The 19,000-nt window shown below is 68.9% G+C and carries 17 protein-coding genes and 1 other annotated feature; of the genes, 7 read left to right on the top strand and 10 right to left on the bottom strand.

The window, feature by feature from the left end:
* Positions 1-15 precede the first annotated feature (15 nt).
* Positions 16-1,241 (top strand): IS3 family transposase gene (locus tag ACSQ4M_RS22680; protein WP_157086564.1). Its coding sequence is split into 2 segments (ribosomal slippage): positions 16-304 and positions 304-1,241, totalling 1,227 coding nucleotides; the frame shifts between segments, so codons are not numbered across the junction.
* Positions 294-410 (top strand) — a sequence feature (AL1L pseudoknot). Its footprint overlaps the gene before it by 117 nt.
* 244 nt (positions 1,242-1,485) lie before the next feature.
* Here ACSQ4M_RS22680 and mdtD read toward each other — a convergent pair.
* From mdtD to ACSQ4M_RS22635, 9 genes are read right to left on the bottom strand one after another with little or no spacing between them, the layout of a single operon-like run.
* On the bottom strand, positions 1,486-2,916 hold the full coding sequence (gene mdtD, locus ACSQ4M_RS22675; protein ID WP_436191672.1) for a multidrug transporter subunit MdtD: 1,431 nt from the start codon (positions 2,914-2,916) through the stop codon (positions 1,486-1,488).
* A 55-nt stretch (positions 2,917-2,971) separates the two neighbouring features.
* Complete coding sequence (locus ACSQ4M_RS22670) at positions 2,972-3,961, bottom strand: tripartite tricarboxylate transporter substrate binding protein (RefSeq protein ID WP_436191671.1); 990 nt, start codon at positions 3,959-3,961, stop codon at positions 2,972-2,974.
* Positions 3,962-3,974: 13 nt separating this feature from the next.
* Complete coding sequence (locus ACSQ4M_RS22665) at positions 3,975-4,877, bottom strand: NAD(P)-dependent oxidoreductase (protein WP_436191670.1); 903 nt, start codon at positions 4,875-4,877, stop codon at positions 3,975-3,977.
* A 21-nt stretch (positions 4,878-4,898) separates the two neighbouring features.
* Positions 4,899-5,891: a tripartite tricarboxylate transporter substrate binding protein gene (locus ACSQ4M_RS22660; protein WP_436191669.1), complete on the bottom strand. Its 993-nt coding sequence runs from the start codon at positions 5,889-5,891 to the stop codon at positions 4,899-4,901.
* Positions 5,891-6,277, bottom strand: coding sequence for a (R)-mandelonitrile lyase (locus tag ACSQ4M_RS22655; RefSeq protein WP_436191668.1), 387 nt, complete (start codon positions 6,275-6,277; stop codon positions 5,891-5,893). The genes ACSQ4M_RS22660 and ACSQ4M_RS22655 overlap by 1 nt, the downstream gene beginning before the upstream one ends.
* A 19-nt stretch (positions 6,278-6,296) precedes the next feature.
* Complete coding sequence (locus ACSQ4M_RS22650) at positions 6,297-7,268, bottom strand: tripartite tricarboxylate transporter substrate binding protein (RefSeq protein ID WP_436191667.1); 972 nt, start codon at positions 7,266-7,268, stop codon at positions 6,297-6,299.
* Positions 7,269-7,280: 12 nt separating this feature from the next.
* On the bottom strand, positions 7,281-8,267 hold the full coding sequence (locus ACSQ4M_RS22645; RefSeq protein ID WP_436191666.1) for an SMP-30/gluconolactonase/LRE family protein: 987 nt from the start codon (positions 8,265-8,267) through the stop codon (positions 7,281-7,283).
* A gap of 16 nt (positions 8,268-8,283) precedes the next feature.
* Entirely contained in the window at positions 8,284-9,255 is a 972-nt protein-coding gene (locus ACSQ4M_RS22640) for a Bug family tripartite tricarboxylate transporter substrate binding protein (RefSeq protein ID WP_436191665.1), read from the bottom strand.
* Positions 9,256-9,280: 25 nt separating this feature from the next.
* Positions 9,281-10,720 (bottom strand): aldehyde dehydrogenase family protein, encoded by a 1,440-nt coding sequence (locus ACSQ4M_RS22635; RefSeq protein WP_436191664.1) that lies wholly within the window; start codon positions 10,718-10,720, stop codon positions 9,281-9,283.
* 217 nt (positions 10,721-10,937) lie between these two features.
* Between ACSQ4M_RS22635 and ACSQ4M_RS22630 the strand changes: the two genes are divergently transcribed.
* The 5 genes from ACSQ4M_RS22630 to ACSQ4M_RS22610 all read left to right on the top strand — a co-directional run bounded on the left by ACSQ4M_RS22630 (position 10,938) and on the right by ACSQ4M_RS22610 (position 16,745).
* Entirely contained in the window at positions 10,938-12,365 is a 1,428-nt protein-coding gene (locus tag ACSQ4M_RS22630; RefSeq protein WP_436191663.1) for an MmgE/PrpD family protein, read from the top strand.
* 202 nt (positions 12,366-12,567) lie between these two features.
* The gene (locus tag ACSQ4M_RS22625) at positions 12,568-13,518 is read left to right on the top strand and encodes a Bug family tripartite tricarboxylate transporter substrate binding protein (protein WP_436191662.1); all 951 of its coding nucleotides are present in this window, start codon (positions 12,568-12,570) and stop codon (positions 13,516-13,518) included.
* A gap of 117 nt (positions 13,519-13,635) precedes the next feature.
* Positions 13,636-15,408 carry an acyl-CoA dehydrogenase gene (locus ACSQ4M_RS22620; RefSeq protein ID WP_436191661.1) on the top strand — a complete coding sequence of 591 codons (1,773 nt, stop codon included), beginning with the start codon at positions 13,636-13,638 and terminating at the stop codon, positions 15,406-15,408.
* A 59-nt stretch (positions 15,409-15,467) separates the two neighbouring features.
* On the top strand, positions 15,468-15,881 hold the full coding sequence (locus ACSQ4M_RS22615; RefSeq protein ID WP_436191660.1) for a VOC family protein: 414 nt from the start codon (positions 15,468-15,470) through the stop codon (positions 15,879-15,881).
* A gap of 303 nt (positions 15,882-16,184) precedes the next feature.
* Positions 16,185-16,745 carry an NADPH-dependent FMN reductase gene (locus tag ACSQ4M_RS22610; RefSeq protein ID WP_436191659.1) on the top strand — a complete coding sequence of 187 codons (561 nt, stop codon included), beginning with the start codon at positions 16,185-16,187 and terminating at the stop codon, positions 16,743-16,745.
* A gap of 11 nt (positions 16,746-16,756) precedes the next feature.
* Here the strand turns inward: ACSQ4M_RS22610 and ACSQ4M_RS22605 are convergent, their stop codons facing one another.
* Positions 16,757-17,533: an IclR family transcriptional regulator gene (locus ACSQ4M_RS22605; RefSeq protein WP_436191658.1), complete on the bottom strand. Its 777-nt coding sequence runs from the start codon at positions 17,531-17,533 to the stop codon at positions 16,757-16,759.
* 152 nt (positions 17,534-17,685) lie between these two features.
* Here ACSQ4M_RS22605 and ACSQ4M_RS22600 point away from each other — a divergent pair, with 152 nt between their 5' ends.
* Entirely contained in the window at positions 17,686-18,996 is a 1,311-nt protein-coding gene (locus tag ACSQ4M_RS22600) for an ABC transporter substrate-binding protein (RefSeq protein ID WP_436191657.1), read from the top strand.
* The last annotated feature ends 4 nt before the right edge of the window (positions 18,997-19,000 follow it).

Genomic DNA, 19,000 nt, shown 5'->3' with positions numbered 1-19,000 from the left:
TGAGAGGATGGAGCCATGAGGAAGTCAGTGAAGTTTTCGCCCGAGGTACGCGAGCGCGCCGTGCGCATGGTGTTCGAGCACCGCGGTGAGTACGAGTCGCAGTGGGCGGCGGTGGTGTCGATTGCCGGCAAGATCGGCAGCACGCCGCAGACGCTGCTGAACTGGGTGCGCCAACAAGAGCGTGACACGGGCCAGCGCGAGGGCGTGACCACGACGCAGACGCAGCGCATGAAGGAGCTTGAAAGGGAGAACCGCGAGCTGCGCAAGGCCAACGAGATCCTGAAGCTGGCCAGCGCGTTTTTCGCCCAGGCGGAGCTCGACCGCCGGCTGAAGTCGTGAAGGCGTTCATCGACGCGCATCGCGCCGCGCACGGGGTCGAGCCGATCTGCAGGGCACTGCAGGTCGCCCCGTCGGCGTACCGGCGCCATGCGGCCCGCCAGCGCCACCCCGAGCTGCTGTGCGCCCGCGCGAAACGCGATGCGGTGCTGATGCCGCAGATCGAGCGCGTGTGGCAATCGAACCTGCGGGTCTACGGCGCCGACAAGGTCTGGCACCAGTTGCAGCGCGAGGGCGTCACGGTGGCCCGCTGCACCGTGGAACGACTCATGCGCCACATGGGTCTGCGCGGCGTGATGCGTGGCAAGGCCGCACGCACCACGATCAGCGACGCCAAAGCGCCTTGCCCGCTGGACCGGGTCAATCGCCAGTTCAACGCGCAGCGGCCCAACCAGCTTTGGGTGTCGGACTTCACGTACGTGTCCACCTGGCAAGGCTGGCTGTACGTGGCCTTCGTCGTGGACGTGTTTGCGCGGCGCATCGTGGGCTGGCGCACGAGCAGCTCCATGCGGACGGACTTCGTGTTGGGCGCACTGGAGCAGGCGCTGTACGACCGTCGTCCGCAGCGCGAAGATGCCCTTGTGTGCCACTCCGACCGCGGATCGCAGTACGTCAGCATCCGCTACACCGAACGGCTTGCCGAGGCCGGCATCGAGCCCTCCGTGGGCAGCAAGGGCGACTCCTACGACAACGCGCTGGCCGAGACCATCAATGGGCTGTACAAGGCCGAAGTCATCCATCGGCGCAGTGCGTGGAAGACCAAGGAATCGGTAGAGCTGGCGACGCTGCAATGGGTGGCCTGGTTCAACCACCAGCGCCTGCTCGAACCCATCGGGTACGTGCCACCGGCCGAGTTCGAGGCCAACTACTATCGAACTCTTGAGCAGCAGGCCATGTCGGCCTGACTCAAGCCAACGGGCCTCCGCGAATTCCGGGGCGGTTCAAACTTCCGCTTCTGGCCGTCTGCTACCACCGCCCTGCCCGCCATGAGCGCGTGCCGCACAGCATCCCAAGGCGCGCTGCCTCGCCACCTTCTTCACCGAACCCGAAGCGCAGCCGGGTCAAGACCTTTCACCGACGGCATCAGCTGCTCTGGTGCACCTGGCAAGCTTGTCGTATCGGAGCCCACCGAACAGGCCCGCATGGTCCTCACGCCACATCCACCGGATGCTCCGCAGGCATCGCCTTCGGCGTATCCGGCGCGAGCTGCCAGAAGATCCAGGCCGAGGCGATGGTCATCAGCCCCATCGTTCCGAAGGTGGTGCGAAAGGCGAACAGGGTCTGGGTCTGCCCTGCCGCGGTGAAGTAGCCGGTGTAGGCCGCCAGCACCGCGCCGGCTGCTGCCACGCCCATGCTCATGGCCAGCATCTGCACCATCGACAAGAGGCTGTTGCCGCTGCTGGCCAGCGGCCCGTCCAGGTCCTTCAGGCTCACGCTGTTCATCGCGGTGAACTGCATCGAATTGACCGCGCCGAAGGCCGCCAGCTGGAGCACGCGCAGCCACAGCGGCTGGTCCGGCGCGCTGAGCGCGAAGCTGGCCATCGTCAGCCCCACCAGCATGGTGTTGGTGACCAGCACCTTGCGGTAGCCGACCCGGCCGATCCACCGCGTGGCCAGCGTCTTGCTCGCCATGCCGGCGATGGCCACCGGCAGCATCATCATGCCGGCCTGGGCCGGCGAGTAGCCCATGCTGACCTGCAGCAGCAAGGGGATCAGGAACGGCATGCAGCTGCTGCCCAGGCGCGCGAACAAATTGCCCAGCAGGCCGACCGTGACGCTCTGGATCTGGAACAGCCGCGGCGTGAACAGCGGGTCGGGCCGGCGTGCGGCGTGCAGCCAGTACGCGACCAGGCTGGCCATGCCGAACACCAGCAGCACCAGCACCGCGGCCTGGCGCAGGCCCAGCTCCGACACCCCGTCCAGCGACAGCGAGATCGCCACCATGCCGAAGGACAGCAGCAGGTAGCCGGCCATGTCGAAGCGCGTGACCGAGGGCATCCGGCCATCGGGCATGTAGATGCGTGACGCAACCAGGCCGATCAGGCCCACCGGCAGGTTGATCAGGAAGATCCAGTGCCAGCTCACGTACTCCACCAGCCAGCCGCCCAGCGTGGGCCCGATCAGCGGGCCGATCAGGCCGGGGATGGCGACGAAGCTCATGGCCTTGAGGAAGCGCTCGCGCGGAAAGGCGCGCAGCACCGCCAGCCGGCCCACCGGCAGCAGCATGGCGCCGCCCATGCCCTGCAGCACACGGGCCGCCACCAGCTGCGTGAGGTTCTGCGCCAGCGCGCAGGCCACCGAACCGGCCACGAACAGCGAGATCGCCGTGATGTAGACGCGCCGGGTGCCGAAACGGTCGGCCACCCAGCCCGACGCCGGGATCAGCATCGCCATGGTCAGCGTGTAGGCCACGACGACCGACTGCATGCGCAGCGGGCTTTCGCCCAGGCTCCTGGCCATGGCGGGCAGCGCGGTGTTGACGATGGTGCCGTCCAGCGCCTGCATGAAGAAGCCGATGGCAACCAGCCACAGCAAGGGGGAACGGTGGCTGTCGTCGCTCGAAGGGGCGGCTGTGGGCATGTTGGGATCAGTTTGCGGCGCAGGGCCGCCAGTATCGCGTGGGCGCGCGCCGGTGCTATTCGGTCTGGATGCCGTTTTCCTTGACCAGCCGCGCCCACCGCGCCACGTCGGCCGCGATGGTCTGGCCGAAGGCCTCCGGCGTGGCCGTCGCCGCCACGGCGGCCTCGCGTGCCAGCGCCGCCGTGGTGTCCGGCTCGGCCAGCAGCGCGTTGATCTCGCCGTTGAGCCGTTGCACGATGGCGCGCGGCAACTGCCTGGGGCCGATGAAGCCCCACCAGAACGCGATGTGCAGGTTCGGGAAGCCCGCCTCCGCCGCGGTGGGCAACTGCGGCATGAAGGGGTCGCGCTGCGCGCTGGTCACGGCGATGCCGCGCAGCTTGCCACCGGCCAGGTAGCCCGAGGTCGTGGCGTAGGTGGCCAGGCCGGCGTCCAGGTTGCCGCCCATCATGTCGGCGAAGGCCGGTGCCATGCCCTTGTAGGGCACGTGCACGAGGCGCAGCTTCGCGTCGGCGGCCAGCATCTCCATGCCCAGGTGGCTCATGGAGCCGATGCCGCTGGAGCCGTAGGTCAACCTGCCCGGCTGGGCGCGCGCGCGGTCTGCCAGGTCCTTCAGGGTCTTGATCGGCGAGTCCGCCGGTACGGCCACCAGCAGCGAGGTCTTGCCGACCAGCGCGATCGGCGCGATGCCCTGCACCGGGTCGTAGGCCAGCTTGCGCCCCGTGGCCGCGTTGGTGGCATAGGCGCTCGTGATGAACACCAGGGTGTAGCCGTCCGGGGGCGCATGGATGCCGGCCTCGAAGCCGATGGCGCCACCCGCACCGGCCTTGTTCTCCACCACGATGGGCTGGCCGATGCGCGTGGCCAGGCGCGTGGCGATGCTGCGCGCGATGATGTCCGTGCCGCCGCCGGCGGCATAGGGCACGATGAGCTTGATCGGTCTGCTGGGCCAGGCCTGCGCCTGGGCGGGCGGCAGCCCAGCGCCGGCTGCGGCCAGCGCAAGGGCCGCCGCCAGCGCGCGGCGGCTGGCGCAGATGTGCAGGGCCATGGCGGTCTGCGGCTCAGGTGATCGAGTAGCCATCGGGCACCACATGGCTGCCGGCGATGCGGTCCATGGTCAGGGCGACCACGTTGACGGGTGCGTCGAAGCTGTATTCGTTGAGCGCCATCTGGTAGAAGTCCTTGGCCAGGTTGCCGAACAGCATGGGCATGCTGGAGTCCTGGCCCAGCTGGCAGGCCAGGCGCACGTCCTTGTGCAGCAGGCCGAGCGCGAAGGCGGCCTTGAGCTTGCCGGTCAGGATGTAGTCGGCCATGTATTTCTCCATCCAGAAGTTGCGTCCGCCACTGGCCATCATGATCGCCAGCGCTTTCTCGCCCTCGACACCGTTCTTCACCGCAAGCGCCATGGCTTCCAGCGTCATCAGCCGCGTGCCGGCCGACAGCAGGTTGTTGGCCAGCTTGACCACGTGGCCACAACCGACGTCGCCGGCATGGAACACGTTCGGACTGATGGCCCGCAGCACGGGGCCGATGCGGTCGAACTGCCTTGCATCGGCGCCCACCATGATGGCGATGGTGCCGGCGTCGGCACCTGCCGGCCCGCCGCTGACCGGCGCATCGACCATCTCGATGCCGCGCGCAGCGAGTTCGGCCGCGATGGCGCGCGTGACGGTCGGGTCGCCACTGGTCTGGTCCACGACCAGGGTTCCGGGCCTGGCGCTGGCGGCGATGCCGTCCGGCCCCAGCAGCACGCTGCGCACGTGGTCCGAGGTCGGCAGGCACAGCACGATCACGTCGCACGCCGTGGCGAGATCCTTCAGGCTCTCGGCACGGGTCGCGCCACGCTCGACCATGCGCTGCACGCTGTCTGCATCGCGGTCATAGACCTTCAGTGGATGCTGGAGCTGCAGGCGCCGGGCCAGGGCACCGCCCATGTTTCCCAGCCCGATGTATCCGATGTCCATGGTGTCGATGTCTCCGAGGTTTCAATCTGCGCGGATGCCCGCGTCCTTGACGATGCGCGCATAGCTGGCCGACAGCGCGCGCAGCGTGGCCGTGAACGCCTGCGCCGACTCGCTGGCCTGCAGCTCGACGCCCTGCTCCAGCATCCGCGCGCGGAAGTCGGGCTGCTGCACGGCCTTGCGGACCTCCACATGCATGCGGTCCAGGATCGGCTGCGGCGTGCCGCTGCGGGCCACCAGGCCGTTGAAGATGGTGGACTCGTACCCTGCCAGGCCCGACTCGCCGACCGTCGGCAGATCCGGCAGCAACGGCGACCGCGAGGTGCTCGTCACGCCGATCGCCTTCAGCTTCCCGGCCTTCACATGCGGGATCGACGTGCTGATCGTGTCGAACATCAACGACGTTCGCCCACCCATCACATCGATCAGGCCTGGCGCATTGCCCTTGTACGGCACGTGGGTCATCTGCACCCCTGCCATCGTGCTGAACAGCTGCGCTGCGATGTGGCCCGTGCTGCCGTTGCCCGACGTGCCGTAGGTCAGCTCGCCCGGACTGCGCCTGGCCAGCGCGATCAGTTGCGCCGCGGAGGCCACCGGCACGGCCGGGTGCACCACCAGCAGCAGCGGTATGCGGGCGACCAGGCTCACGCCCGTGAAGTCCTTCAATGCGTCGTAGGTCGCGCTCCGCGCGACGGCCGGCGTGTACAGGAAGGAGTCGGCGATCGCCAGGTACGTGTAGCCGTCGGCCGGCGCCTTGCTGACGTTGTCGACCGCCAGCATGTAGTTGCCGCCGGGCCGGTTCTCCACGATGACCTGCTGGCCCATCTGCTCGGAGAGCTTGTGCGCCAGGTTGCGGCTGACCAGGTCGAGGTTGCCTCCGGCTGCGGCCGGCACCACGATGCGCAGCGGGCGCGTCGGAAACGTGTCTGCCTGCGCTGCGCCGGCGGCGGCCAGCAGACATGCTGTCGCGCAGGCCACCAGAACCGGCCGACGCCGGCCCATGCCGATGGCGGCCATCAGCGCACCTCTGTCACGCGCTCGAGCCACTCGACGGGTTGCCCCTCCAACACCTCCGAGACGGAGATGTGCGTCATGGAGGTGGTCTCGGTCGCGCCATGCCAGTGCTTCTCATGGGGCTCGATCCAGACCGTGTCGCCCGGCCGGATCTCTTCCACGGGCCCGCCTTCACGCTGCACCCAGCCGCAGCCAGCGGTGACGATCAGCATCTGGCCCAGCGGGTGCTTGTGCCAGTTGGTGCGCGCACCTGGCTCGAAGGTCACACTCGCGGCCTTCACGCGCGCCGGTGCCGAGGCATTGAACAGCGGGTCCATGCGCACGCGGCCGGTGAACCGGGTCTCGGGTGCGTATGCCGATGGCTGTGTGCCGATGCGTTTGACTTCCATGTCGTAGCTCCTTGATTGGTCAATCGGATGTGATGCCCGCGGCTTGCACCAGCTGGCGCCAGCGCGGCACCTCGGTGGCGATCGCGCGCGCGAAGTCGTCGGGCGATCCAGGGCGCGGCCTCGCGCCGTCGCGCGCCAGCAGTTCGCTGGCGTCCGGCATCGCCAGGACCGCGTTGAGCTCCGCGTTGAGACGTTGCACGATGGGCGCAGGCAGATGGCGCGGTCCCAGCAGGCCCCACCAGGAATCGACCTGGTAGCCGGGCAAGCCGGCCTCGGCCGCGGTGGGCAGTTCGGGCATGAGGGCGGACCGCTCGGTGCCCGTGACGGCCAGCGCACGCATGCGGCCGCCGCGCACGTGCGGCAGCGCGGCCGGCAGGCTGGCCACCAGCATCTGCGTGCGCCCGCCCAGGAAGTCGGTGATGGCCGCGCCCAGGCCGGTGTACGGCACGTGCAAGAGCTTGACCTGCGCCAGGTGGTTGAACAGCTCGCCGCCCAGGTGGTTGATGGTGCCCACGCCGGCCGAGCCATAGCTCATCGGCTTGCTGCGCGCCAGCGCGATGAACTCGCGCAGGCTGGTGGCAGGCACGTCGTTGCCGATCACCACCACGAAGGGCCCGGAGCCGACCATGCCGACCGGCGCCAGGTCCGCGGTGGGGTCGTACGGCGCTGGATTCTTCAGCAGCGGTGCCGTCATGTAGGGGCTGGACTGGAACAGCAGCGTGTAGCCATCGGCCGGCTGGCCCGCCACGTAGGTGGTGCCGACGATGCCGCCGGCGCCCAGCTTGTTCTCCACGACCACCGGCTGACCGAGACGCGCCGACAGCTTGGTGGCCACGAAGCGCGCCACCGTGTCGGTGCTCGCGCCGGGTCCGAATGGCACGATCAGGCGGATCGGCTTGAGCGGCCAGGCCCCCTGGGCCCGCAACCAGGCCGGTGCCGCGAGTCCGGCGCATGCCGCCAGCAGGGTTCTGCGCGTGGGAGAGGTGTGCATCGCAGCCTCCGGTCACTGGTGCGAGAACATCGCGAAGCCCGGCGCCACGCCGCGCGCGGTGAAGACCACGGCGCCGCCGTCGCGGACGACGTCGCGCGCGACGATCACCAGATCGCGCGAACCGGGCACCAGCGCCAGGCTGGTCGACTTGAGGAACATGTCCTGCTCGCGCCCCGGCAGCAGGATCTGTCCGATCGGCACGCCGAACGGACTCAGCACCAACAACCGGGCTTGCCAGTTCAACGCCACATAGGCATTGCCGGCCGAGTCGGTGCGCATCGAGTCGGGCGCGCGGCCCGCGAAGGTGTACGGCACGGAAACCCCGCCCCGCGCGCGGACGCCCGGCGCGGCCAGCTCGATCCGGTGCAGGCGGTTGGCGCAGTATTCGGTTGCCCACACCACCTTGTCGTCGGGGCTCAGCGCAACGCCGTTGGCCGCGCACATGTGCGGCAGCACAGGCCGGATCTCGCGGTGGTCGGGCGTGACGTAGAACAAGCCGCCCGTGGCTTCGGTCGATGTGCCGCGGAAGTCGGTGAAATAGAAGCCCCCCTCGCGGTCGAACACGATGTCGTCGACCACGTGGCCGGCCTGTGGCGGCACCACGGTCTCCAGCTTGCGGCCCTGCGCGTCGAGCACGATCACACTGCCGGCGTCGAACTGGCCGACCGCGTTGATGGGCCCCACGCAGGCCACGAAGATGCGGCCGTCCCGGTGGATGGCGATGCCTGCCGGGTGCAGGTCGGGCTCGGTGTACAGCGTCGTCAGCTGGCGGCTCGGCGACAGCCGCAGCACGCGCCCGCCGTAGATGTCGACGAAGAGCAGGTTGCCCTGCCGGTCGAAGGCCGGTCCTTCGAGTGCGACAGTGCTGTCGCCGACCTTGAAGTAGGGCTCGGCGATGGCGGTGGGGAGGTCCCGCTCGCTGAACGGGATGGGCGCCAGGCAGCGCGTGCTGTCCTGGTACGAGAGCGTGCTGCCCTCGCTGGGATGGATGTCGAGCAAGTGTTGTCTCCTGGTGTTATTTCTTCGGGATCCCGGCCAGCTCGACGAGCCGCGCCCAGCGCACAAGCTCTGCCGACACGAACGCGCGGAACTCGGCCGTTCCCATGGCCATGGGCGCGGCGCCCATCTTCTGGATGGTGTCGCGCGCCTGCGGCGTGGCGAGGATGCGGTTGATCTCGCGGTTGAGCCGCTCGACGATGGCCGGGTCGGTCCGGGCCGGTGCGAACACGCCCGCCCAGCTGACCAGCTCCACGCTGCTGAAGCCGGCCTCGGCCATGGTCGGCACCTGTGCCAGAAGCGGCAGCCGCATGGTGTCCGTGATGGCCAGCGCCTTGATCTGCCCTGCTGCCAGCAGGCCCGACGCGGCGTACGGGTCGGCGAAGAACAGGTCGATCTGGCCACCCACCAGATCCTGCAGCGCCTGCGGCGTTCCCCGGTAAGGCACGGCGGCCATGTCCAGCTGGGTGGCCACCTTCAGCAGCTCGCCAGCAATGCGGCTGGAGGTGTTCCCCGTGCCAAAGCTGATCGGCCTGGTCCTGGCACGCTCGCGCGCCACGCCGACGAAGCTGCGCACATCGTTGGCCGGGAAGTCCTTGCGCACCACCAGCATCTGCGGGATGCGCATCAGCGTGCCCACGGCCTCGAAGTCCTTCTCGGGGTCGTAGGGCAGCTGGTCGTACAGCGCACGGTTGCTGCCGTGGGCCGAGTTGGTGCTGACCATCAGCGTGTAGCCGTCCGGCGCAGCGCGCTTCACGGCCTGGGCCGCGATGATGCCGTCGGCACCGGCCTGGTTCTCCACGACCACGGTCTGACCCATGGCCTTGCGCAGCTCCTCTGCGATGAAGCGCGACACCGCGTCGGTCGCGCTGCCGGCAGGGAATGGCAGCACCAGCTTGATCACGCGGTCGGGGTAGCTGGAAGCCAGCGCGGGCGCCACGAAGGCAGCCAGGGCCAAGCCCAACGCCAGCAGGTGTCGGTTGCGTCGCATGTCGGTCCCTCGTTGCGGTTGCGCGTCAGCCGATCGGGCAGTCGATGTGCTGGGGCCGCAGGAACTCGCGCAGGCCGTCCTCGCCCCACTCCGACCCCACCCCGCTGTGCTTGTAGCCCGTCATCGGCGCGTCGGGCCGGATCGGGCTGCCGCCGTTGATCTGCACCGTTCCGACACGCAGCTGCGGCACGAGCTTGAGGCACGCGTCCGTGGCGCCGAAGACGTAGGCCTTCAGGCCCAGGTCGGAGTCATTGGCGATCTGGACCGCCTCGTCCACGCTGCGGTAGGTCAGCACCACCGACACGGGGCCGAAGATCTCCTCGCGGGCCAGCGCCGCCTGGTTGTCCAGGCCACCGACCAGCGACGGATTCAGGAACCAGCCCTTGCGGAGGTCGGGCCGCCCTCCTCCCGCGACGACCTGGGCGCCGGCGGCGACGGCGCGCTGCAGGCCCGCTTCGATGCGATCGCGCTGCGCCGCGGTGACGACCGGCCCCAGGATGGTGGCCGGGTCGCGCGGGTCGCCCACCTTCAGCAGCGGATAGGCCTTGCGGCTGACCGCCAGGAACTCCTCGTAGCGCGACGCCTCCACCAGGATGCGGGTTGGCGAGCCGCAGCCTTGCCCGGCGTTGCGTGCATAGCGCGCATGCAGCGAGAAGCCGTACTTCTCGTAGTCCACCCCGGGCAGCATGATCGCGGCCGACTTGCCGCCGAGTTCCAGCACCGTGCTGCGCAGCCCGCCCGCGGCCTGCTGCATGACCTGCCGGCCCACCTGCACCGAACCTGTGAAGCTGACCTTGTCCACGTCGGCGTGCTCGGTCAGCGCGCGGCCGGTCTCGGCCGCGCCGGCCAGGATGTTGACCACGCCGGGCGGAAAGCCGGCCTCGCGCACCAGCCTGCCGAGCAACAGCACAGCCAGCGGCGCCAGAGGCGAGGACAGCAGTACCGCAGTGCAGCCGGCCGCCAGCGCAGCGGCCATCTTGGTCGCACCGATCAGGATCGGGTAGTTGAAGGCCGTGATGGCAGCCACCACGCCCACCGGCCGATAGGCCACCGTGCTGACCGCCGAGTGCGTGCTGTTGAAGCCCAGGTGCCGCGTGCGGTCGACACCCGCCGCTTCGGCGAACCAGCGCACGAAGGCGGCCGGCGTGCCGATGTGGTTGGACTTCAGGTTGATGGGCGTGCCGATCTCGTCGATCAACACCTCCATCAGGGCATCGCCGTGCTGCTCGATCAGGTCGGCGAAGCGCAGCAACGTGGCCCTGCGCAGGGCCGCGTCGGTGCGCCACGGCGTCCTCTCGAACGCCCTGCGTGCACTGCGCACGGCTTCGTCGACCTGGGCGACCGAAGCGCCGCGGAATTCGGCCACCGTGTCTTCGGTGGCAGGGTTGACGACATGCAGCGCCGCGCCCGCACCGGCGCAGTCACGGTTGTCGATCAGCAGGTCCGTGTGCGCGTGTTGCGCCATGGCTTGTCTCCCGTTTCTCTTGAATGCGGCGCAGTCTAGGAAGCGGCGGGCAGCGGCGCCATGCGCTTTTTCGGCACGCCGTGTCCGCGATTTCCGCAGCGCCCATCGTTCGAGAAACAAGCACACCGGCTCCCGAAAAAGGGCATGGACCCACGGCCGTGCCGATTCCTACACTGCGCCCAGTTTTTGTGCATCCAACCGCTTGCAGGACACAACCATGACGGCACCACACCGCGCTCCGGAGACAAACCCCTCGCAACCCGACCTCGTGCTCGACCTGGCGCGTTTCGCCGCGCACATCGACGCAAGCCGTCTGGACGCGGCCGTCGTCGACGCGGTCAAGACCAACATCCTGGACACGCTGTCCTGCGCGCTGGCGGGCTCGTCGGCCAAGGCCATCGCCGAGGTGTCCGGCCTGGTACAGGAATGGGCCGGCACGCCGCAGGCCGACATGTTCGTGTTCGGCGGCAAGTACCCAGCGCACCATGCGGCCCTCATCAACGGCGGCATGTCGCATGCCCGTGACTACGACGACACCCACGACGCGGCCATCCTGCATGCGGGCGTCACCGCCGTGCCGGCCGCGATCGCCGCGGCCCAGCTGCGCGGCGGCGTCTCCGGCGCCGAGCTGATCGCCGCCGTGGCGGCCGGCCTGGAGGTCACCTGCCGCCTGGGCGTGGGCGTGACGGTGGACATCGTCGAGAGCGGCTTCATCTACACCTCGCTGCTGGGCTACTTCGGCGCCACCGCCGCCGCCGGCCGTGCCCTGGGCCTGGACGAAGAGCAGATGCGCAACGCCTTCGGCATCGTCTACAGCTCGGTGGCCGGCAACCACCAGGTCACGCGCGATGCCTCGCTGATGAAGCGGCTGCAGCCCGGGCTGGCGGCCCAGGCGGCAGTGCTCGCCGTGCAGCTGGCCCAACGCGGAATCCGCGGCGCCCAGGAGGTGTTCGACGGTGCCGACGGCTTCACCCGCGTGTACCTCAAGGGCAATGTGGACCGTGAGATCGTGCGCAAGGACCTGGGCCAGCGCTTCGAGCTGCTGAACCTCAGCTACAAGCCCTACCCCTGCTGCCGCGACACGCATGCCGCCGTGGACGCCGTGCTGGCCCTGCGCGCGCAGACCGGTCGGCCCGCCAGCGACATCGAGAGCATCCGTGTCGGCGTGACGGCGCCGGGCTACCAGATGGTCTGCACGCCGGAAGCCGTGCGCCTGGCGCCGCGCACCATCGTCGAGGCGCAGTTCAGCATCCCCTACACAGCGGCAGCGGCCTGGATCGACGGGCGCCTGGGCATCGGCCACTTCTCCGACGAAGGCTTGCAGCGCAAGGACATCCTGGCGCTGACCGCACGCGTGAAGCCCTATGTCGACGAAGACATCGAGCGCGACTGGAGCCGCTTCGTGACACCAGCGCGTGTCATCGTGCAATTCCGCGACGGCCAGACGGCAGAGACACGCATCGACTATCCCAAGGGCCATCCGAAGAACGCGATGACCACGGCGGAGTTTGCCGCGAAGTCTGCGGACTGCGCGACCTTCGCCGCCAAGCCGCTGCCGGACGACACCGCTGCCCGCCTGACACAGACCGTGGCTCGGCTCGAATCGGTCACCGACATCGCCGAGCTGCTGCGCGTGATGACCTGATCGGCCGGTCCGGCCGACATTGGAGGGCTCGAACCGCCCTCGGCTTCTCAGCCGACACCAGCAGCGACAGCCTGGCGCGGCCCAAGGAAGCCTGGCCTGCCCGTGCGACCGACCCGGCGCGCTGGGGCCAACCGCTCAAAGACCGTGGGCTGCAGACCCGCAACGCGACGAATCACCTGACAACCATCCAACGGAGACGACATTGAACAAAAGAACGCTTCTGAAAGTCGCGGCGCTGAGCCTGCTGAGCGGCACCGCCCTCGCCCAAGGCGGCGACCCGATCCGCATCGTCATCCCGCTGAGCCCGGGAACGCCCAGCGACTTCGCCACGCGCATCGTGGCGACGACCATGGGCGAGATCCTCAAGCGCCCCATCGTGATCGACAACAAGCCCGGTGCCAACGGCCTGCTGGCGATGCAGGACCTGATGCGTTCCAAGCCCGACGGCAACACGCTGATGCTGGGCGGCATCTCGCCGATGGCGCTGAACGTCTCGGTGGTCAAGAACCTGCCGTACGACCCACGCAAGGACGTCACCCCCATCGGCGGCATCTACAACGCCTTCCAGGGCTACATCGTCTCCAACCAACTGCCCGTGAACAGCTTCGCCGAGCTGGTGGCCTATGCGAGGAAGAACCCCGGCAAGGTGTCGGTCGGCCACTACTCGGCGCTGACGAAGATCCAGCTGGCCGCACTCGGCCGCCTCGCCAAGATCGACCTGCTGATGGTGCCGTACAAGTCGACCACCACGGCGGGAACCGACGTGATGGGCGGCACGCTGGACGTGACCATCGTCGACTCCGCCACCGGCATCGCCATGGCCAAGGGCGGCAAGCTCAAGGTGCTGGCGATCTCCCTGCCAGAACGCAGCGACCTGGCGCCCGGGATCCCGGCCGCCGCCGAGACGGTGCCCGGCCTCTCGGTCCCTGCCTGGTCGGGGCTCATCGGTCCGGCAGGCATGTCGCCCGACATCGTCGCCAAGCTCAACGCCGGACTGAACGCGGCGCTGCGCGACAAGGCCACCGTCGCCAAGCTGGCCGAGAGCGCGGTGCAAGCCTGGCCGACCACGCCAGAGCAGTTCGCCAAGCATGTCGACACCGAGATCACGCGCTGGCAGAAGGTGGCGCAGGAAGCGGGCATCCAGCCCGAGTGAGCGCAGCGCCGGGCCGTCCCAGGCCAGCGTTCCCGCTGGGCGGGACGGGCCGCAGGCCCAAGGCGCCGCGACAGCAAGACCTGCCGGCTGACTGCGGGCAGGCACAGAGGAAACGAGATGAGCTACACACCCCCCGTCAAGGACATGCTGTTCGCGATGCGCCATCTGGCGCAGCTGGACCGCGTGGCCGCCCTGCCCGGCTTCGAGGACTTCGGCGTCGAGACCGCCGAGGCCGTCCTGGAAGAGTCCGCGCGCCTGTGCCGGGAGGTGGTCGCGCCGCTCAACGTGGTGGGTGATCGCCAGCCTTCGCGCTGGCACGACGGCCGGGTCACGGCCACGCCTGGCTTCAAGGAGGCGTACCGGCTCTTCGCGCAAGGCGGCTGGCAAGGCCTGGCGCATCCGCAGGCCTACGGTGGCCAGGGCGCACCCAGGCTCATCGCCGCGGCCTGCGCGGAGATGCTGCATGCTGCGAACGTGTCGCTGGGCCTGTGTCCCATGCTGACCGACGGCGCCATCGAGGCGCTGCTGATGGCCGCCAGCCCGGCCCTGCGCGACAAATACGCCGCACCGCTGATCGCCGGCACCTGGACCGGCACCATGAACCTGACGGAGCCGCAGGCCGGCTCCGATCTGGCGGCCGTGCGCACGCGCGCGCAGCCGCAGGCCGACGGCACCTACCGCCTCGACGGCACCAAGATCTTCATCACCTGGGGTGAGCACGACATGGCGGACAACATCGTCCACCTGGTCCTGGCCCGCCTGCCCGACGCGCCGCCCGGCGTGAAGGGCATCAGCCTGTTCGTCGCGCCGAAGTTCCTGGTGCGCGAGGACGGCAGCCTGGGCGATCGCAACGGCGTGCAGTGCGTCAGCATCGAGCACAAGCTCGGCATCAAGGCGAGCCCCACGGCAGTGCTGCAATTCGACGGCGCGGTGGCCGAGCTGGTCGGCGAGCCCAACCGCGGCCTGGCCTACATGTTCGTCATGATGAACGCAGCCCGCTTCACCGTGGGACTGCAAGGCATCGCCGTGGCCGACCGCGCCTACCAGCAGGCCCTTGCGTTCGCACGCGAGCGCGTGCAGGGCCGTGCGCTCGGCAGCAACGAAGCCGCGCCGCCCATCGTCCAGCACCCGGACGTGCGGCGCAAGCTGCTGACCATGAAGGCATCGATCGAAGGCGCGCGGGCGCTGGCCTATGTGGCGGCGGCTGCCGGCGATGCCGCTCACCACGCACAAGACGAGCGCGAGCGGCGTGACAACCTGGCGCTCTACGAGTTCCTGGTGCCCGTGGTGAAGGGGCACAGCACCGAGTTGGCGGTCGAGTTGGCCAGCCTGGGCGTGCAGATCCACGGCGGCATGGGGTTCATCGAGGAGACCGGCGCCGCGCAGCACTACCGCGATGCGCGCATCCTGCCGATCTACGAGGGCACGACGGCGATCCAGGCCAACGACTTCGTGGGCCGCAAGACGCTGCGCGACGGCGGGGCCGTGGCCCGGGCCGTCTGCGAAGGGATCGCTCAGACCGAGCGCGCGCTCGCCGAGCAGGACGGCGAGGACTTCCGCGTGATGCGGCAGTCGCTGCATGCCGGGCGCATGGCGTTCGAGTCTGCGGTGGACTATGTGCTGGCCCATGCCGCGGATCAGCCGGTACGGGTGTATGCCGGCGCCGTGGCGTACCTGCGCCTGGCCGGCGTGGTGCTGTGCGGCTGGCAGCTGGCCAGAGCCATGCTGGCGGCGTACGCATCGCACGACGAGGACCTGGCCTTCGGCGAGGCCAAGATGGCGACCGCGCGCTTCTACGCCGAGGCGTTGATGCCGCAGGCCCTCGCCCTCGAGGCGGCCCTGCTGGCCGCCGGCGGAACGGTGGAGCGGGTCCACGCTGACATGCTCTGAATTGCCTGCGCGGCCGCCGGGAAAGCGGCGGCCGCACGCCGCACACGAGGTCTGTGCCCATGCCCGTCAGCCTTGACCACCTGAATATTCCGTCGAAGGACCGCGTCGCGGCCGCCAGGCTGCTCGCGGAACTGCTGGGCGTGCCCTGGGCCGCGCAGGGCGCCATCGGCGCCTACTCGCCGGTGTATGTCAATGCTGGCCTGACGCTGGACTTCGCGCAGTGCGACGGGCCCGTGCCGCAGCAGCACTATTGCTTCCGCGTCGACCAGGAGGCGTTCGACCAGACCGTGCAGCGCCTGCGGGCTGCCGGGGTCGTGTTCCGTGGCCAGGCGCTGGGGCCGGACGACTGCATGGTTGCCTCAGCGTACGGTGGCCACCGCATCTACTGGAACGAGCCGGATGGCCATATTTGGGAGTTGCTGACCGTTAGCTACAAACGTCTGACCTCCGACAGAGGAAACAGCGGTCCTTGATCTAAGCGTGCCGAACCCATGCGGCCGATTGGACCCTGCCTCAACCAACCGATCAATGGCAGCACGCCCAACTGCGAGTCCACAGCCCGACAGTGAAAGTTGAGGACATTGAGGCTTGTATGGACGTCGACCGGCAACCGCGAAACGCGGATAAGGAATCTGACGCTTGGATAAGCGACGGTGAAGGTCTGTCCGAGAATCGGACATAGCGACGTAAAAGGTAGCGATGAAACCTAAACTTTCTCCTTGTCTGCTCGTGCATCCGCTGCGGGTCGCGGCAATCAACTGAATCAAGGCGGGGAAATGAAGACTCTGGACGTCGTCGGACTGTGTGCAAGCCTGCGAACCGGATCTGTGAATCGCATGGCTCTCGAACTGGCGGGGGCACGCATGCCCTCTTCGATGCATTTGGACATCATTGAATGGCGCGATGTGGCGCCATTCGATGCCGACATCCTCGCAGCAGGCTTTCCGTCGACCGTCCAGGCACTGCGCGACCGCATCCGCCGCTGCGACGGCGTTGTCATTGCCACGCCGGAGTACAACTTCTCGGTGCCGGGCATGTTCAAGAACACGCTCGACTGGCTGAGCCGCGGCGAGGACCAGCCGTTCGCGCGCAAGCCCGTCGCCATCCTCTCCGCATCGCCGGGCCCGCTTGGCGGATCGCGGGTGCAGTACGAGCTGCGCAAGATCCTGCTGTTCGTCAACGCCATGGTGCTGATCAAACCCGAAGTGTTCATCGGCGGCAGCACCGCGAAGTTCGATGGCGCGGGCGCCTGCGTGGACGAGACCACCCGCGGATTCGTGACGGCGCAGATGCAGGCCTTCGAAGGCTGGATCCAGGCGGTGCAGCGGATGCGCTGATACCGTGGCGCTCAGACGCGGGTGCGCTTGCGCATAAGCACCTCGACCTCCTGCGTCGCCTTGCGCAGCAGCCCCGCGATCTGCTGCGTCCTGCGCTGGTTGATGCGCTGCGTGAGCGCCGCCACGCTCAGCGCGCCCACGGCCTGCCCCATCGAATCGTGGAAGGCTACGCCCACGGCCCGCACCCCAAGGCTCACGCGGTTCTGGATCACCGCTGAGCCCTCCTCGCGGGACAGCTGGCAGGCCTCGGCCAGGTCCTGCGCGGTCAGCTTGCCGAACGCTGGCAGGCTGGGCGCCACGCGCTCGATGATCTCCGCGCGCTCCTCGTCCGGGATCGCTGCCAGGATCGCCAGGCCGCCCGCTCCCACACCCAGCGGCCGCCGACTGCCCACTTCCAGTACCAGCGCGCGGATCGGGAACTCGCCCTCGCGGCGGTGCATGCACACCGCGTCGAAGCCGCTGCGCACCACCAGGTAGACGGTGTCGCCCGTCTCGCGCGCCAACTCGCTCATGGCGCCGTCGCACAGGTCGCGGATGTCGTGCATGGTTGAGCCCGCCACGCCGAGTTCGAACGCCAGCGGCCCCAGGCGATAGCGGCGCGTCTCGGTGCTGTGCACGGCCAGCTTCTCCGCCACCAGTTGGCCCAGTACGCGGTGCGCCGAGGGATGGGGCAGCTGTGCCTTGGTCGCCAGCTCCGTCAGCGCCAGGCCCTTGCGGCCCGCCGTGGCCAACAGCTTGAGCAGAACCACACCCCGTTTTAGCGAGCCGGCATCTGAGCTTGTTTTCATGTTCACCTATCGGACATTCGTATGGTTCGTTTCCGGTGATTAGAAAAGAATCCTGAGCAAGACGCACGCGTGACTCCGATAGATGGACATCGTCGTGCGGCCAGGAAGGGGCCAAGCCCCGCCGTTCCATGCCACCACCAGGAGACAAAGCCATGAACCTTCCACGCCGCCACCGCTGGATCGCCGCCGCGCTGGGCGCGCTGTGCCTGCTCGGCACCGCTCACGCACAGACCGCCGGCAAGGTCCGCATCGCCGTCGTCACGCCGCTGACCGGGCCGCTGTCGGTCGTCAACGGTCCCGGGCAGAACGCCGCGCGCATGCTGGCCGAGGCCATCAACAAGGGCGAACTGCCCGCGCCCTACAACACCGGCAAGGGCTTCGGCGGCCGTGAGATCGAACTGGTCTTCCTGGACGAGAACGGCGGCAACGCCAAGCAAGTGGCCGAGTTCCGCGGCCTGGTGGAACGCCAGGGCGCCGACGTGGTGATGGGCTTCGGCTCGGCCGCCACCTGCCTGGCCGTCGCGCCCGTGGCCGAGGAACTGAAGGTGCTGACCGTGATGTCGACCTGCGCCACACCGCGCATCTTCGAAGACGGCAAGTACGAGTACGTGTTCCGCACCACCGGCACCACCACGATGGATAGCGTGGCCCTGGCGCTCTACGCGCAGGCCCGCATGCCGCAGGCCAAGACGGTCGGCCACATCAACCCGAACTACGCGCTGGGCCAGGACGCCTGGCGCGACTTCAGCGCCGCGTTGAAGGCGCTCACGCCTGGCATCGCCGTGGTGGCCGAGCAGTGGCCCACGCCCGGCGCCGGCCAATACTCGGCCGAGATCTCGGCGCTGGCCTCCAGGCGGCCGGACATCCTGCACACCTCGATGGCGGGCGCCGACCTGGAGGCCTTCTTCACGCAGATGCGCCCGCGCGGCCTGCACGAGCAGTCCAAGATTTACGCGCCGCTGCTGGAACTGTCCATGTACCGCATGGGCGCGCAGCTGCCGGACGGCGTGGTGTTCACCGCCCGCGGCACCAACGGGCTGTTCGCGCCGGCCTCGCCGCTGAACGACTGGTTCATCACCGCCTACCGCGGCCGCTTCAAGGACACGCCGGTCTACACCGCCTACCAGTACACCAACTCGCTGCTGGCCCTGAAGGCGGCCTACGACAGCGCCGCCAAGGCCGGCAGCACGGCAACGCCGGCCGTGATCAAGGCACTCAAGGGCCGCAGCATCGTGACGCCAAGCGGCACCATCCGGCTCGCACTGGGCAACGGCCACCAGGCGATCCAGGACATGGCGGTCGGCGAGGCCTTCTTCGACACCGAGAAGAAGACCGTCTCGGTGCGCAACGTGGTGCGCTTCCCCGCGGAATGCGTGAACCCGCCCGAGGGCGTGAAGAGCGAGGCCTGGCTCAAGGACGGCATGGCCGGGCGCAAGTGCGACGGCGTCGTCGCGTCCAAGTGATCGC

The sequence above is a fragment of the Pseudorhodoferax sp. LjRoot39 genome, from assembly GCF_964253035.1.
Lineage (GTDB): Bacteria > Pseudomonadota > Gammaproteobacteria > Burkholderiales > Burkholderiaceae_C > Pseudorhodoferax.
The sequence above is the reverse complement of the archived record's forward strand: the minus strand, read 5'-3'. Positions and strand labels throughout refer to the sequence as shown.

Coding starts and splice junctions, on each gene's coding strand:
- mdtD (WP_436191672.1), bottom strand. CDS start 2,916: ATGCCCACAGCCGCCCCTTCGAGCGACGACAGCCACCGTTCCCCCTTG.
- ACSQ4M_RS22670 (WP_436191671.1), bottom strand. CDS start 3,961: ATGGCCCTGCACATCTGCGCCAGCCGCCGCGCGCTGGCGGCGGCCCTT.
- ACSQ4M_RS22665 (WP_436191670.1), bottom strand. CDS start 4,877: ATGGACATCGGATACATCGGGCTGGGAAACATGGGCGGTGCCCTGGCC.
- ACSQ4M_RS22660 (WP_436191669.1), bottom strand. CDS start 5,891: ATGGCCGCCATCGGCATGGGCCGGCGTCGGCCGGTTCTGGTGGCCTGC.
- ACSQ4M_RS22655 (WP_436191668.1), bottom strand. CDS start 6,277: ATGGAAGTCAAACGCATCGGCACACAGCCATCGGCATACGCACCCGAG.
- ACSQ4M_RS22650 (WP_436191667.1), bottom strand. CDS start 7,268: ATGCACACCTCTCCCACGCGCAGAACCCTGCTGGCGGCATGCGCCGGA.
- ACSQ4M_RS22640 (WP_436191665.1), bottom strand. CDS start 9,255: ATGCGACGCAACCGACACCTGCTGGCGTTGGGCTTGGCCCTGGCTGCC.
- ACSQ4M_RS22635 (WP_436191664.1), bottom strand. CDS start 10,720: ATGGCGCAACACGCGCACACGGACCTGCTGATCGACAACCGTGACTGC.
- ACSQ4M_RS22630 (WP_436191663.1), top strand. CDS start 10,938: ATGACGGCACCACACCGCGCTCCGGAGACAAACCCCTCGCAACCCGAC.
- ACSQ4M_RS22620 (WP_436191661.1), top strand. CDS start 13,636: ATGAGCTACACACCCCCCGTCAAGGACATGCTGTTCGCGATGCGCCAT.
- ACSQ4M_RS22615 (WP_436191660.1), top strand. CDS start 15,468: ATGCCCGTCAGCCTTGACCACCTGAATATTCCGTCGAAGGACCGCGTC.
- ACSQ4M_RS22610 (WP_436191659.1), top strand. CDS start 16,185: ATGAAGACTCTGGACGTCGTCGGACTGTGTGCAAGCCTGCGAACCGGA.
- ACSQ4M_RS22605 (WP_436191658.1), bottom strand. CDS start 17,533: ATGAAAACAAGCTCAGATGCCGGCTCGCTAAAACGGGGTGTGGTTCTG.
- ACSQ4M_RS22600 (WP_436191657.1), top strand. CDS start 17,686: ATGAACCTTCCACGCCGCCACCGCTGGATCGCCGCCGCGCTGGGCGCG.